This is a genomic window from Paraherbaspirillum soli (assembly GCF_042654985.1).
GTDB lineage: Bacteria > Pseudomonadota > Gammaproteobacteria > Burkholderiales > Burkholderiaceae_D > Paraherbaspirillum > Paraherbaspirillum soli.
Window position 1 is genome coordinate 58,261 of the sequence record NZ_JBHSMT010000025.1, and the last position, 15,076, is coordinate 73,336.

Consider the following 15,076-nt stretch of genomic DNA (forward strand, 5'->3'; position numbering starts at 1 on the left):
CAGAGCCGCCCATCACGACGACTTACGCACTCGCAGATACCATTCGCACAGCAAACGCACTTGCTTTGGCGTGTAACCTTTGCTGACCATGCGATTGACGAAGTCCTCATGTTTGCGTAATTCTTCGGTGGAGCCTTTGGCGTTGAACGAAATAACCGGCAACAAATCCTCTGTATTCGAGAACATTTTTTTCTCGATGACCACCCGCAATTTTTCGTAGCTGGTCCAGAGCGGATTCTTGCCAGCATTCGATACCCTTGCCCGCAGCACGAAGTTGACAATTTCATTACGAAAATCTTTCGGATTGCTGATGCCGGCCGGTTTTTCGATTTTCTCCAGTTCGCTGTTCAAGGCCGCCCGGTCGAAACTTTCACCGGTGTCATGATCGCGGTACTCCTGATCCTGGATCCAGAAGTCTGCATAAGTGACATAGCGGTCAAATACGTTTTGGCCGTATTCCGAATAGGATTCCAGATAAGCGGTTTGAATTTCCTTGCCGATGAATTCGGCGTAACGCGTGGCCAGCGTATCCTTGACGAAGGATAAATATTTTTGCTCCACTTCTGGCGGGAACTGTTCGCGTTCGATCTGCTGTTCGAGCACATACATCAGGTGCACCGGATTGGCCGCTACTTCAGTCGAATCGAAGTTGAAAACGCGCGACAGGATCTTGAAGGAAAAGCGGGTCGAGACGCCGGTCATGCCTTCGTCGACGCCGGCATAATCGCGGTACTCCTGGAAAGACTTGGCTTTGGGATCGCTATCTTTCAGATTGTCGCCGTTATACACCTGCATTTTCGAAAAGATACTTGAGTTCTCCGGTTCGCGAAGGCGCGTCAATATCGCGAATTGCGCCATCATTTTCAATGTGCCCGGTGCGCAAATGGCTTTTTCAAGCGACGAAGTGCGAATCAGCTTCTCGTAGATCTTAATTTCTTCCGAAACCCGCAGGCAATAAGGGACCTTGACGATGTAAATACGATCCAGCAATGCTTCATTATTTTTGTTGTTGCGGAAGGCCTTCCATTCGGATTCGTTGGAGTGCGCCAGGATAATGCCGTCGAACGGAATCGCGCCGAAACCTTCAGTACCCTTGAAATTGCCTTCTTGCGTCGCCGTCAGCAACGGATGCAGCACCTTGATCGGCGCTTTGAACATTTCGACAAATTCCAATAAGCCCTGATTCGACAGGCACAGACCGCCGGAATAGCTGTACGCGTCGGCGTCATCCTGCGAATATTGCTCCAGTTTGCGGATGTCGACCTTGCCTACCAGCGTTGAAATATCCTGATTGTTTTCATCGCCCGGCTCGGTTTTTGAAATCCCGACCTGACGCAATATCGACGGATAGCGTTTAACCACACGGAATTTGCGGATATCGCCGTTGAATTCGTGCAGCCGCTTTACGGCCCATGGACTCAGGATCGATTTTATATAGCGGCGCGGGATGCCGTATTGCTCTTCGAGGATGGCGCCATCCTCTTCATAGTCGAACAAGCCAAGCGGCGACTCATTGACCGGCGAGCCCTTGATTGAATAGAACGGTACGTGTTCCATCAATTGTTTCAGTCGTTCTGCGATCGACGATTTGCCGCCGCCGACTGGGCCCAGCAAATACAGGATCTGTTTCCGCTCTTCCAGGCCTTGAGCCGCATGGCGGAAGTAGGCGACCACTTGTTCGATCACCTCCTCGGCTCCGTAAAACTCCTTGAAGGTCGGATAGATCTTGAGCACCTTGTTGGCAAAGATCCGCGATAGCGTTTGATCTTGGCGAGTATCGATCTTCTGGGGTTCGCCTATCGCCATCAGCATGCGTTCCCCGGCCGTCGCATAGACGGCAGGATCGTTCTTACAAAGCGACAGATATTCTTCTAACGAAAACTCTTCTTCTCTGGTTTTGTCGAACCGGCTCGCAAAGCTGCTGTAGATATCCATATCACCCCCGCATCAACGATGTTGCGAAAACAGATTGAATGAACTCACATTATGCTTATTAGATTTCCCGCTTCCTGACAGTTCCTTGATGAAATAGTGCCGCTTTCGAAGTAACGCAGAAGAGGGCTATACGTTTTGATTCTATATCTTTTTCTGAGATACAACAGAAGATTGTGCAGAAACGCGACATCTAAACCAAATCCTGTACACCTTCATTTATATCACTTCTCGTTCCACGGCGCGACCTTGGTCAATATCAGCATGCCTGGCACCGCCAGCCAGAAGCACAGAACGAAGAACGTAAACCAGCCGGTTTCGGCAACGATGTATCCCACCGATGAATTGATAAATGTACGCGGCACCGCTGCCAGACTGGTGAACAATGCATATTGGGTCGCAGTGTAGCGCGGATCGGTGGTACGGGCGATGTATGCCACGAAAGCCGCGGTACCGAGACCAACGCCGAAGGCCTCGCCGCCGATCACTATTGCCAGCACGATCGGATCTGCGCCGACTTGCGCCAACCACGCGAACCCGAGTATGGTCACGGCCTGCACCACGCCAAAAATCCACAACGCCCGATTGATCCCGAGCTGAACCATCCAGATGCCGCCCACTAGCCCACCAACCAGGCTGGCCCAAAGACTGGTGGTCTTGGAAATCGCCCCGATCTGCGTCAGCGAAAATCCAAGGTCGATATAAAACCTCGTGGCAAGAGCGGTCGCCATGCTGTCGCCCAGCTTGTACAGGAAAATGAAACCCAGGATCCACAACGCGCTTCGCCATCCATCGCGCGCAATAAACTCTTGAAACGGCAGCAGTACCGCCTCGCGAATATTCTTCGGCGGTGCGCCATATACAGTCGGCTCCTTGATCAGCAAGGTGCAAATCAAGCCTGGCAGCATGAAGGCTGCGGTAATCCAGAATACGGCCTGCCATGCCATGTGATCGGCCAGGAACAGCGACAGCGCCCCCGGCACCATGCCGGCCACCTTGTAGGCATTCACATTGACGGCGGCGCCCAATCCTTGCTCACTGTCAGGCAGGATTTCACGCCGATAGGCATCGATCACGATATCCTGGCTGGCCGACAAAAAAGCCACCAGCGATGCGATGCCGGCAATCGTCGCCACCTGCGTATTCGGATCGAGCATGCCCATGGCGCCGATGGCGACGAACAAAGTCGCCTGCGTCAATGCCATCCAGCCGCGCCGACGGCCCAATTTCCCGAAATGAAAACGGTCCATCAACGGCGACCACAGGAATTTCCAGGTGTAAGGAAACATCACCAGCGCGAACAAGCCGAGCGCCTTCACATTCAGGCCGGATTTGGTAAGCCAGGCTTGCAACAGGCTGAGCAAAATGAACAACGGCAAGCCTGAACTGAAGCCGAGAAAAGCGCAGATCAGCATGCGCCGGTTGAGATAGTGATGCCAGGGGCGTGAAGTTGATGTCATGGATGCGCCCGTTGTTGCGGGAGGTTTTAGGACATCTCTAAAAATAGTCACGAGCCGCTCAAAGTCGGGCAGCGGTATTGCAAGACCATGCGGCCGGACGGCTGTACGGTACACGTCGCAAGCCCGGCCTTGACGAAATGACGCTCGGCAGTGGATTTTCAGGGATGGCCGTCATTTTTTACGAAAACGGAAGACTGCGAGACTACCACGCCAGTTGGGTAGCACCGATATCGGTTGCCCGTCGTGCAGCGCGACGCACTCGAGCACTTCCAGCCCCACTTCGTTCGCCAGCTCTTCAAAATCCTTGATGGTTGCGCAACGCAAATTGGGGGTGTCGTACCATTCATACGGCAGCGTTTTCGACACCGGCATACGGCCGCGCAATAACGCCACCCGATGCGGCCAGTAAGCGAAATTGGGAAAAGACACGATCGCTTCGCGCCCCACCCGCGCGATGTCGCGCAATACACCTTCGACGTTCTTCATCATTTGCAACGCCGACAAACACAGCACGGTATCAAATGCATTGTCGGCAAACATCGCCAAACCCACTTCCAGATCCTGCTGAATCACCGAGACTCCGCGCGCCACGCACGCCGGAATTTTTTCATCGTCGATTTCAACGCCGTAACCGCCGCACTGCTTGTCGGATTGCAGGTAGTCGAGCATGACGCCGTCGCCGCAGCCAAGATCCAGCACCTGCGATTGGCCGCGTACCCAGTGGGCGATAAAAGCCAGATCGGGCCGCAAGCTGCTTAGTTGATTAAAGTTCATGCCGCCACTCCTGCCGCTTCCTTCGCTTCCGTCATATGCACCGGACCCAGCTCCTGCCAGATACGCTCGTAATATTCGCGCATCACATTCAGGTAACGCGGGTCATCCAGCAAAAAAGCGTCGTGACCGTGCGGCGCATCGATTTCGGCATAACTGACGCGCCGTTTATTGTTGACCAGTGCCTGCACTATCTCGCGGCTGCGCTCCGGCGCAAAGCGCCAGTCGGTCATGAACGAGACCAGCAGGAATTGCGCCTGTGTTTTGCTCAGCGCCTGGGTCAAATCGCCGCCAAATTCCTTGGCCGGATCAAAGTAATCGAGCGCCTTGGTGATCAACAGATAGGTGTTGGCATCGAAGTATTCGGAGAATTTATCGCCCTGATAGCGCAGATACGATTCGATTTCAAAATCGACGCCGAAGCCGAACTGGTATGCGCCGGAACGCAGGTCGCGGCCGAATTTCTCGGCCATGTCGTCATCCGACAAATACGTGATGTGGCCGACCATGCGCGCCACCCGCAGTCCGTTTTTGGGAACCACGCCATGCGCGTAATAATCGCCGCCATGAAAGCCCGGGTCGGTCAGGATCGCCTGCCGCGCGACGTCATTGAAGGCAATGTTCTGCGCCGACAGCTTAGGCGTCGATGCAATCACCACGCAATGGCGCAAGCGGGTCGGATACAACAAGCTCCAGGCCAGCGCCTGCATGCCACCAAGCGAACCGCCCATGACCGCGGCAAATTGCGCGATCCCGAGCGCATCGGCCAGGCGCGCCTGCGCCTGCACCCAGTCTTCCACCGTCACCACCGGGAAGTCGGCGCCATACGGCTTGCCGGTCGCCGGATTGATATGCATCGGTCCGGTGGAGCCGAAACAGGAGCCCAGGTTATTGACGCCGATGACGAAAAATTTGTCGGTATCGAGCGGCTTGCCGGGCCCCACCATATTGTCCCACCAGCCGACGTTTTTTTCGTCGCCCTCGTACACTCCGGCAACGTGATGCGATGCGTTCAGCGCATGGCACACCAGCACGGCGTTCGACTTGTCCGCATTGAGCTCGCCGTAAGTTTCATAAACCAGTGTGTATGCCGCCAGCGATGCACCGCTTTGCAAGAGTAGCGGCGTCGCAAATTGCATGGATTGGGGGGAGACGATTCCTAGAGACATGACTTGTGGCTTGGGGTTGGATTTGCTCGCATTTGATTAACCGCCGCCGCAATCGCGCTCGGTTCGGTATTGCGCAGGATTTTCTTGGTTTGTGCGATCAGCCCGTCCAGGTCGCTATTCAGGATTTCCTGCTTTACTGCCAGCAATTGCGCCGGATGCATCGAGAATTCCAGCAGGCCCATGCCAAGCAGCAAACGCGTGAATTTGACGTCGCCCGCCATTTCTCCGCATACCGACACCGGAATTCCCGCCTTGCGCCCGAGCGCAATCACAGTCGACAGCAGATACAAAACAGCCGGATGGAGCGGGTTATACAAATGCGCCACTTCGTGGTCGACGCGGTCGATCGCCAGCGTGTACTGGATCAAGTCGTTGGTGCCGATCGATAAAAAATCCATGCGCTTGATAAACATCGGCAAGGCCAGTGCGGCAGCCGGGATTTCGATCATGGCGCCGATCTTGATGTGTTCGTCGAACTTGATCTTTTCACTGCGCAGTTCCTGCTTGGCCCGGTCTATCATCGCCAGCGTCTGGTCGATTTCAAACGCGTGCGCCAGCATCGGAATCAGCAGCTTGACCGGACCAAAAGCGGATGCCCGCAAAATTGCTTTCAACTGCGTCAAAAACAGTTGCGGTTCGGCCAGGCAATAACGAATGGCGCGCAGCCCAAGCGCCGGATTGAGGGCGGTCTGTTCTTCGACGTTGAGCGGCTTGTCGGCGCCGACGTCGAGCGTGCGTATCGTCACCGGGCGGCCTTTCATTGCCGTCACTGCCTGCCGATATGACTCGAATTGCTCATCTTCAGTCGGCAATTCGTGCTGCGTCCCGATCCGTCCCATGAACAGGAATTCCGAACGGAACAGGCCGACGCCGCTGGCGCCCGACTCCATCGCGGTCGCACAATCGCTAGGCAATTCGATGTTGGCCAACAAGGTGATTACGGTGCCGTCCAAGGTGATTGCGGGGATTTTCTTGATCTTTCCGAGTTTTCTGCGGGAGCGCAGCAGCTGTACCTGATGCTCGCGATACTGTTCGAGTATCACGGAGGCGGGATCGACGATGACCACGCCGGCATCGCCGTCGATGATGATCCAGTCGTCCTGCTTGATCAGCCGCGACGCGTTGTTCATGCCGACTGCGGCTGGAATATCGAGGCTGCGGGCGACAATCGCCGTATGCGAGTTCTGGCCGCCCAGATCGGTCACGAAACCGGCGAAAGCACGATCGCGGAACTGCAGCATGTCGGCCGGCGAGATGTCGTACGCGACCACCACGATGTTGGCAAAAGAGGTGCCTTCGCTGTCAACTTCCGGCAATCTCAAGGCAGTGCCGGTCAGCACTTTCAAAACGCGCTCGCCGACTTGCTGGACGTCGGCCTTGCGCTCGCGCAGATAGGGATCTTCGATTTCGTCGAACTGTGCCGACAGCTCGTCGATCTGGGTGACCAGCGCCCATTCGGCGTTATATTGGCGATTCCGGATAATGTCGAGCGGCATGTCGGCCAGCATCGGATCCGACAGGATCAATAGATGGACGTCAACGAAAGCGCCCAATTCTGCCGGCGATTCTTTCGGCAATGTCTTGCGGATGGTCTGCAACTCTTCACGCACCTTGCAGATGGCGTTCTGCAAGCGCTGTACTTCCGCCTCCACCTGAACTTCGCCGATCAGGTAATGTTTGACGTCCATCGCCGCTGGCGCGAGCAAATGGGCACGGCCGATCGCAATGCCGCGTGAAACCGGGATGCCGTGTAAAGTGAAAGATGCCATCGAATCAGCCCGCTGGAAAATGATGTTTGAAAATAATGCGGAACCGTGCCGGCTGCAAATGATCGCCCCAGTATATTTTCGGCACGCTTAAAAATAAAGCGCGCCAGCCTGATTTTTATAATAATACCGAGAGGCTATTTTCCTCACCGAGGTTCCTGGCTGAAAACCCATCTGATATCTTGCTGCGCAACTACTTGAGAATCACTAGCTGCAAGCGTCGGCGGGCGAATTTGGGAAATCCGGCACGCTACGGGACAGACATCCAACAGGTTGAACAGGAAGCGACAACCAGCGCGTTACTCGCCTTCGCCGAACTTATCCAGAATCAGCTGATGCAATGCATCGAAGCACGCGGTTTCATCTTCGCCTTCGGCTTCCAGCAAGACGGTGCTGCCCTTGCCGGCCGCCAGCATCATTACCCCCATGATGGACTTGGCATTGACGCGGCGCTTGTTGCGGGTCATCCAGACTTCACTTTTGAATTTGGTCGCGAGTTGGGTCAGTTTGGCCGATGCACGCGCGTGCAGGCCGAGCTTGTTAATAATTTCAATTTCTTTTTGAATCATTTTGTCTTCTGGTTTTGTGTTTTTGGCAAATGTATAGTTGAATCATCGCGCCGCAGTGGAGCAAGGGCGTTAATGGGCGACACGCACCCGACTGTCGACTCTGACCGCGCCGCCCTGGCCGCCCGCCAAGGCCATTTCTGCAACCACGTCCAACGTATCGTTGCGATAAGTCAGGGCCCGCAACAGCATCGGCAAACTGATGCCGGCAATCACTTGAATCTGATTGGCGCTGCATAAGGGCAACGTGCAATTCGAGGGGGTGCCGCCCATGACGTCGGTAATCACCAACACGCCGGAGCCGTCATCCAAGCGGGCGACAGCTTGTTTTGCCAGTTGCTGCACCTCAGCCGGATTCTGGTCGGCGATCACATCAATCGCTTCGACTTTCTCCGGCGTCTGGCGAAATACGTGGGAAGCAGCCGCGATGAAGGCCTGGCCAAGCGGGGCGTGAGTCAAAAGGAGAATGCCTATCATAATTTCACTATTAATCTTGCAATGCGTTGCAATGCGGATTGTCCGCAGTTCACAACAATTTGAATCCGGTTCGGCATTGATATCCGTGCTGCTGCCGACGATAACGCAATTCTTACTCCAGCGCCGCTTCCAGCGCATTAATGAACATCTCGGCAACATCAAAGCCGGTCTGCTGCATGATTTCCTGGAAACAGGTTGGACTGGTAACGTTGACCTCGGTCAGGTAATCCCCAATCACGTCCAATCCTACCAGCAACAAGCCGGACTTTGAAAGCACCGGCCCAAGCGCTTCGCCGATTTCACGATCGCGCGCGGTGAGCGGTCTAGCCACGCCGATGCCGCCGGCCGCCAGATTGCCGCGCACTTCCGTACCTTGCGGAATCCTGGCCAACGAGTAAGGGACCACTTCGCCGCCAATCACCAATACCCGCTTATCGCCGGTCACGATCTCTGGAATGAAACGCTGGATCATGATGGTGCGATGGCCGTGGTTGGTCAAGGTTTCGATGATCGACCCCAGGTTCAAGCCATCTTGCCGAACCCGGAAAATACCGGCGCCGCCCATGCCGTCGAGCGGCTTCAGGATCACGTCCTGATGCTCCTCGTGAAAGGCGCGCAGGCGCGCAACGTCGCGCGTCACCAAGGTCGGCGAGGTGAATTTCGAGAACTTCGCAATCGCCAGTTTTTCGTTGTGATCGCGAATCGCCTGTGGTTTATTGAACACACGTGCGCCTTGTGCTTCTGCCATCTCCAGCAAATACGTGGTGTAGATGTACTCCATATCGAACGGCGGATCCTTGCGCAGCAGGATGGCGTCGAATTCGGACAAGAACATCGAGGTCGCCGCCGTCGCGTGATACCACTCCTTGGCGTCGCCGGTCAGCGTCACGCGCACCACGTTGGCGGTGACGATGCCGCTTTCCAGCGCCATGTCTTTCTGCTCGAAGGCATAAATGGTATGACCGCGCTTTACCGCTTCGACCATCATTGCGTAGGTCGAGTCCTTGTAGGTCTTGAAACTGGCGAGGGGGTCGGCGAGGAAAGCGATTTTCATTGGTTAATCACCTTTTAGTGGATTGGGGGGGGTGGTTTTTTTAATCTATGTGGGGCGGGGTAATTCTGTTGTGATGCAGGTTTTTTAAACCCGGTATTGCAAAGTATTTTGTTGCTTCAAGCTTCCGGTTTGGTCAGTTGGGGACAGAGTAATTCGCCACGCTGCGGTGGCTCGTAAACTCTGTCCCGCAATTGTTGTGGTTTCTCTGTCCCGCAATTAGTTAATAGATCTCCGGATTCGGATCCGTCTTTTCCATTTCCAGCGAAGCCGCCAGCAGTCCCAGCCGCGCCACCACGCCATACATATAGAACCGGTTGGGTGCGGTGGTGCCGGGCTTGGCCAGCAAATCCGGTAATGCGTGCTGTTGCGCAAATGCCAGCGGCACGTAATGGGCGCCGGGCGCGTTCAGGTTTTCATTGATGCCGCGCTCGGCATGGACCCGGTAGAAACCGCCGATCACATAGCGGTCGATCATGTACACCACCGGTTCCGCCACCGCATCGTTGATGTGCTCGAAGGTATGCACGCCTTCCTGGATGATCAGGTCGTGCACTTCGATCCCTTCTTTACCGACCGCCATCTTTTCGCGTTGTTTGCGGCTCAATTCCTTGATCTGGCTGGCGTCGGTCACGCTCATCACGCTCATGCCGTAGGTGCCGGCATCGGCCTTGACGATCACGAAAGGTTTTTCCTTGATGCCGTATTCCTTGTATTTCTTGCGGATTTTCGCCAGCAGCGAGCTGACGCTGGCTGCCAGCTTGTCTTCACCGACATGCTCCTTGAAGTCGATCTGGTCGCACTTGGAGAAAAACGGATTGAGCATCCACGGATCGACATCGACCAGTTTGGAGAATTTCTTCACCACCTCGTCGTAAGCGGCAAAATGATTGCTCTTGCGGCGCACGGTCCAGCCGGCATGCAGCGGCGGCAGCAGGTTTTGCTCATTCAGGTTTTCCAGGATAGGCGGAATTCCGGACGACAAATCGTTGTTCAGCAAAATCGTGCATGGATCGAAATTCTTCACGCCCAGCCGACGGCCGTTCGGCGAGCGCTCCAGCGGCTCCAGCGTGAGCGTGGTGCCGTCCGGCAGTTCTATCGTATGCGGCTCCTTCAGATCATCCGACAGCGAACCCAGCCGCACATGCAAGCCGGTCTGACGGAAAATCTGTATCAGGCGCGCGACATTCTGCAAATAGAAAGTGTTGCGGGTATGCAGTTCCGGCAACAGCAGCAGGTTTTTAGCGTCCGGGCAATACTTCTCGATCGCCGCCATCGCAGCTTGCACCGCCAGCGGCAGCATTTCGGGCGAAAGATTGTTAAAGCCGCCGGGGAACAGATTGGTATCCACCGGTGCCAGCTTGAACCCCGAATTGCGCAAATCAACCGAGCAATAAAACGGCGGCGTATGTTCCTGCCATTCCATCCGGAACCAGCGCTCGATGGCAGGCGTGGCACCGAGAATTTTCTTTTCGAGATCAAGCAACGGACCGTTCAGGGCCGTAACGAGGTGAGGAACCATATAAAACCTTCTGTGAAAACCTTCTTATTAGTGAACACCTCTAAAAACCTACTGCAGAGTTTGGCAAACTCGCCAATCTCGGGGCTGCAGGGTTGGCAAGATCGTCGCCGTACCTTCGTACGACTCCTCTTCTCCCTCAGACCTTGGGCCGCTCGCTACGGTTTTTCGAGGTGTCCTAGTGCCTAACCAAGGCTTGATGCTGCGCTTGAGATGGTACTTTTACAAAAAGTGAAAGACGCCGATTCTAACGGGAAACGCACTACTTCACAGGTCACAACTGGTCGTCGAAGTCCGGCAATGCAGGAGATCGAAGAGTCCTCGGCCTGTAGAGTCACTTAATATCAGGGCAATAAGCTGATTTTAAACCCCTCTCGAAAAGCAAAAAAGCGCCTTCGAAAGGCGCTATAAACAGTCCGGCAACTTGCAAAATGGCCAATACGTCAACGATCCCGGAGCGCCTGCCAGCGCTCCGGGATCGTCACCCAGCAACAATCAATCCGCAAAAATTCAATCGTGGTAGGCCGATTCGCCATGGCTGGAAATATCCAGGCCTGCGCGCTCTTCTTCTTCCGTCACCCGCAAGCCCATCACCATATCGACCAGCTTGAATGCGATCAGCGATACCAGGCCCGACCAGATCAGGGTGGTCAGCACGCCTTGCAATTGAATCAGCACCTGACCCTTGATCGAATAGTCAGGCGTCACCGCGTTGGCGACGTAATCCCAGACACCCGTGCCGCCAAGGCTAGGCGCGGCAAACACGCCCGTCAGCAAGGCTCCCAGAATCCCGCCCAGGCCATGCACGCCGAACACGTCGAGCGCATCGTCCGCACCCAGCAGCTTTTTCAGGCCGGTAACGCCCCACAGACAGGCAAAGCCAGCGATCAAGCCCATTGCCAGCGCCCCCATCGGGCCGACAAAACCGGCCGCCGGCGTAATCGCCACCAGACCGGCCACCGCTCCTGAAGCGCCGCCCAGCATCGAAGGCTTGCCCTTGCCGATCCACTCGCCCAGGCTCCAGCTCAGGACCGCAGCGGCAGTTGCCAGCAGGGTATTGATAAAGGCCAGCGCAGCGCTGCCGTTTGCTTCCAGCGCAGAGCCGGCGTTGAAGCCGAACCAGCCAAACCACAGCAGCGAAGCGCCGACCATGGTCAAGGTCAGGCTATGCGGCTTGAAAGCTTCCTTGCCGAACCCGACCCGCTTGCCGATCACATAAGAACCCACCAGGCCGGCGATAGCGGCATTGATATGCACCACGGTGCCGCCGGCAAAATCCAACGCGCCTTTCTGGAACAGCCAGCCGCCGGTGGCAGTCAGTTTCTCTGCAGCTGCAGCGCTGGTGAAGCCATCCGGACCAGGCCAGTACCAGACCATGTGCGCGATCGGCAGATAGGCAAAGGTGAACCACAGCACGACGAACACCAAAATCGCGGAGAACTTGGCGCGCTCGGCGAAGGCGCCGATGATCAAGGCGCAGGTAATTGCCGCAAACGCTCCCTGGAACACGACATAGGCATACTCCGGCACCACCACGCCCTTGCTGAACGTCGCGGCCACCGAATCCGGGGTCATGCCGCGCAGGAACAAGCGGCTGAAGTCGCCGAAAAACGCATTGCCCTCAGTGAACGCAATGCTGTAGCCGTAAATGACCCACAGCACCAGCACCAGCGAAAAGATGGTGAAACATTGCATCAGCACCGACAGCATGTTCTTGCTGCGCACCAGCCCGCCGTAAAACAGGCCGAGGCCGGGCAAGGTCATCAGAATCACGAAGGCAGTGGAAATCAATAACCAGGCGGTGTCGCCCTTGTTCGGCACCGGTGCTGCGGGTGCCGCGGCTGGAGCAGCAACCGGTGCCGCCACGGCAGCCGGCTCTGCCGGTGCCGCAGCTGGCGTTGCCTCTGCCTTCGCCGATGCCGCATTCGATGCAACGGCGGCACTAGCCGCCGGCGCAGCCTCATCAGCCGCCGCCGGTAACGCCAAGCCCAACGCGAGCGCCAGCGTGCCCCCTGCCAACAGCGTGGCGAATATTTTTTTAATGTTCATATAACCCTCCCCCTTAGATGGCATCTTTGCCGGTTTCACCGGTACGAATCCGTATCACTTCCTGCAACTCAAAGACAAAGATCTTGCCGTCGCCGATTTTGCCGGTGCGGGCGGCGGTTTCAATCGCCTCAACCGCCCGCTCCAGGATTGCATCGTCCACCGCCGCTTCGATCTTGGTCTTCGGCAGGAAATCGACCACATATTCGGCCCCGCGATACAGCTCGGTATGGCCCTTCTGGCGGCCGAAGCCCTTGACTTCGGTCACGGTGATGCCTTGCACGCCAATTTCCGACAAGGCTTCGCGCACCTCGTCGAGCTTGAACGGTTTGATGATCGCTGTAATCAGTTTCATGCTGGCTCCTTAATTGTTTTCATTGCAATTCGCGGGTCATATCTGATCAGAAAGTTTTCGCAAGAGAAAACACCACCCCGTTTTTACCCAGATTCTTGCCATCCGGAGCGACATAAGCGCCGCTCTTGGCGTCGGTGCCGACCCACGCCGCGCCGAGCGTCACGCCGCCGATTTGCTCAAAGGTCTTGGTGACGCCGACTTTCCAGTCGTTATAGCTGGCGAAACTCAGGTTTTCGACGCGCTGATGGCCCGCATGCAAACCCAGCGTCACCCCGGCGCCGACATCGATGTTGGCGCCCAGGTCGTAATAAGCGCTGTTCTTGCTGTTGGCGGTGCCGAACAGATTGGTCATTGCGTGGGAATATTTGAAATAGGCCGGGCCGTAACCGATCTGGCCGTACAGCTCGAAGGTATTGGCGTTCCTGGCGACCAGGCTGAGATTGTTGCGTGGGTAGTAGTAATACAGGCCACCCACATCATAGGTAAAGCCGCCCGGCAAATCGCCGCGCTTGCCGCCATAGATATCCCACTCCAGCGGGCCTTTGCCATCCAGGCCGGCGCTATCGACCGTATCCTTGATCCACTTGATGTTGGACAGCCAGGTACCCGCGTAAAGACCGGTCGGATTGTTGGTGTAATCCGCGCCGCCTTGCAGTGCCGGGTCGAACCGCGTTTGCGAAATGCCCCGGTAGCGATAATCGTTGACCACTCCGATGTTGTAACTGATTTCGTTGGCGGGCTTGGCCTCTTCGGCATGGGCCAAACCAGCGGTGAAAGTTGCTGCTATTGCGGCGGCTAGAACCAGCTTTTTCATGAGAGTTCCTGTTGGATGGGGGAAGCAAAAACCGAAAAATCCGTCGTGTTCAACCACTCCATAGCAGAACCCATGCCAAGCGGCATTTAACCTTGTACAGGCTGTTTTTTACACTCTGTTAATTTTTACAGTGCGCTGCAACAGGGATATTGATGCTGCACCGCACCAGAACGGTGCGGACATAAAGATAGCGCGCCATTGCGGTGCAATGGCGCAACCCAATTGAGATGACAGCGGGGTCCCGAGCACACCATCGGCACTTGCGGTCGGAGCGGAGTTAGCGAGAAGTCGGCAACTTGCCGTTGCCATAGATATCGTGCAGCTCTTGCGCAAAAACCGCCTTCTTGCGCACCAAGTTAACCAGTTCCTCACCGGCCTTCTCGGGGCTGCCGGCGTCAAACGGCGGCGCCGGGTCGTACTCTAGCGCCAGTTGCGCCATTTTTGCCGTCTGTTCGCCGCGCAAGATGGCTGCCAATGCCAAGCCGAAATCGATGCCCGCGGTGACGCCGCCGCCGGTCACCCGGTTACGGTCATGGACCACTCGTTGATTGACGGCGGTCGCGCCGAATACCGGCAGCAAGTCGCGCACCAGCCAATGCGAGCTAGCGCGATACCCGTTCAACAGACCGGCGGCGCCGAGAATCAGCGAACCGGTGCAGACGCTCGTCACATAACGCGCCGTTTTCCCGCGCTCGGCCACGAATGCCATCAGTGCCGGATCCTGCAGCGCACCGATAGTCCCCTTGCCGGCGCCGGGCACCAGCAGCACATCCAGATCGTCCGGGCAGGCCGAATAAGTCGTGGTCGGCACAATATGCACGCCGCTGTCCGTGACGATGGTGCGCTTGTCCACATACACCAGGTGCGATTCGACATTGGGCAGAAAATTCAAGGTTTGCTGAGGACCGATCAAATCCAGCAAGGTCATGTCGGGATACAACACAAAAGCCATTTTCAGACGCTTTGAAGACGGCAACCCCGGGCCGTAGCCGGGATCCGCCTGATTGCCGGCCCGAGCCGGTAACGCGCCGATGGCGCCGGTCGCAGCCAGCATGCCTGCTAGTGAAGCTGTAAATTGCCGCCTATCCATGTATAGCCCTCTCAAAAAATTAATAATTTAATCACACTTCTACCCAGCCAACAGACGGAA

13 protein-coding genes are annotated in these 15,076 nt (G+C 56.1%); all 13 read right to left on the minus strand.

The window, feature by feature from the left end; translation table 11 throughout:
• Positions 1–12: 12 nt before the first annotated feature.
• Complete coding sequence (locus ACFPM8_RS13600) at positions 13–1,935, minus strand: PrkA family serine protein kinase (protein ID WP_378998095.1); 1,923 nt, start codon at positions 1,933–1,935, stop codon at positions 13–15.
• A gap of 221 nt (positions 1,936–2,156) precedes the next feature.
• The gene (locus ACFPM8_RS13605) at positions 2,157–3,392 is read right to left on the minus strand and encodes an AmpG family muropeptide MFS transporter (RefSeq protein ID WP_378998096.1); all 1,236 of its coding nucleotides are present in this window, start codon (positions 3,390–3,392) and stop codon (positions 2,157–2,159) included.
• A gap of 171 nt (positions 3,393–3,563) precedes the next feature.
• Complete coding sequence (gene metW, locus ACFPM8_RS13610; RefSeq protein WP_378998097.1) at positions 3,564–4,166, minus strand: methionine biosynthesis protein MetW; 603 nt, start codon at positions 4,164–4,166, stop codon at positions 3,564–3,566.
• Positions 4,163–5,332 carry a homoserine O-succinyltransferase MetX gene (gene metX / locus ACFPM8_RS13615; protein WP_378998098.1) on the minus strand — a complete coding sequence of 390 codons (1,170 nt, stop codon included), beginning with the start codon at positions 5,330–5,332 and terminating at the stop codon, positions 4,163–4,165. Before metX ends, metW begins: the two co-directional genes overlap by 4 nt.
• Complete coding sequence (gene ptsP, locus ACFPM8_RS13620; protein WP_378998099.1) at positions 5,323–7,101, minus strand: phosphoenolpyruvate--protein phosphotransferase; 1,779 nt, start codon at positions 7,099–7,101, stop codon at positions 5,323–5,325. Before ptsP ends, metX begins: the two co-directional genes overlap by 10 nt.
• A gap of 296 nt (positions 7,102–7,397) precedes the next feature.
• Positions 7,398–7,667: an HPr family phosphocarrier protein gene (locus ACFPM8_RS13625; protein ID WP_378998100.1), complete on the minus strand. Its 270-nt coding sequence runs from the start codon at positions 7,665–7,667 to the stop codon at positions 7,398–7,400.
• 69 nt (positions 7,668–7,736) lie between these two features.
• Entirely contained in the window at positions 7,737–8,141 is a 405-nt protein-coding gene (locus tag ACFPM8_RS13630; RefSeq protein ID WP_378998101.1) for a PTS sugar transporter subunit IIA, read from the minus strand.
• 112 nt (positions 8,142–8,253) lie between these two features.
• Entirely contained in the window at positions 8,254–9,195 is a 942-nt protein-coding gene (gshB, locus tag ACFPM8_RS13635; protein WP_378998102.1) for a glutathione synthase, read from the minus strand.
• A gap of 220 nt (positions 9,196–9,415) precedes the next feature.
• Positions 9,416–10,714, minus strand: coding sequence for a glutamate--cysteine ligase (gene gshA, locus ACFPM8_RS13640; RefSeq protein ID WP_378998103.1), 1,299 nt, complete (start codon positions 10,712–10,714; stop codon positions 9,416–9,418).
• Positions 10,715–11,221: 507 nt separating this feature from the next.
• Complete coding sequence (locus ACFPM8_RS13645) at positions 11,222–12,760, minus strand: ammonium transporter (protein WP_378998104.1); 1,539 nt, start codon at positions 12,758–12,760, stop codon at positions 11,222–11,224.
• Between the two features lie 13 nt (positions 12,761–12,773).
• Entirely contained in the window at positions 12,774–13,112 is a 339-nt protein-coding gene (locus ACFPM8_RS13650; protein ID WP_378998105.1) for a P-II family nitrogen regulator, read from the minus strand.
• 46 nt (positions 13,113–13,158) lie between these two features.
• Positions 13,159–13,926 carry a TorF family putative porin gene (locus ACFPM8_RS13655; protein ID WP_378998106.1) on the minus strand — a complete coding sequence of 256 codons (768 nt, stop codon included), beginning with the start codon at positions 13,924–13,926 and terminating at the stop codon, positions 13,159–13,161.
• 277 nt (positions 13,927–14,203) lie between these two features.
• A complete protein-coding gene (locus ACFPM8_RS13660) occupies positions 14,204–14,980 on the minus strand; it encodes a DJ-1/PfpI family protein (protein WP_378998107.1) in 777 nt (258 codons plus the stop codon).
• Between the last annotated feature and the right edge of the window lie 96 nt (positions 14,981–15,076).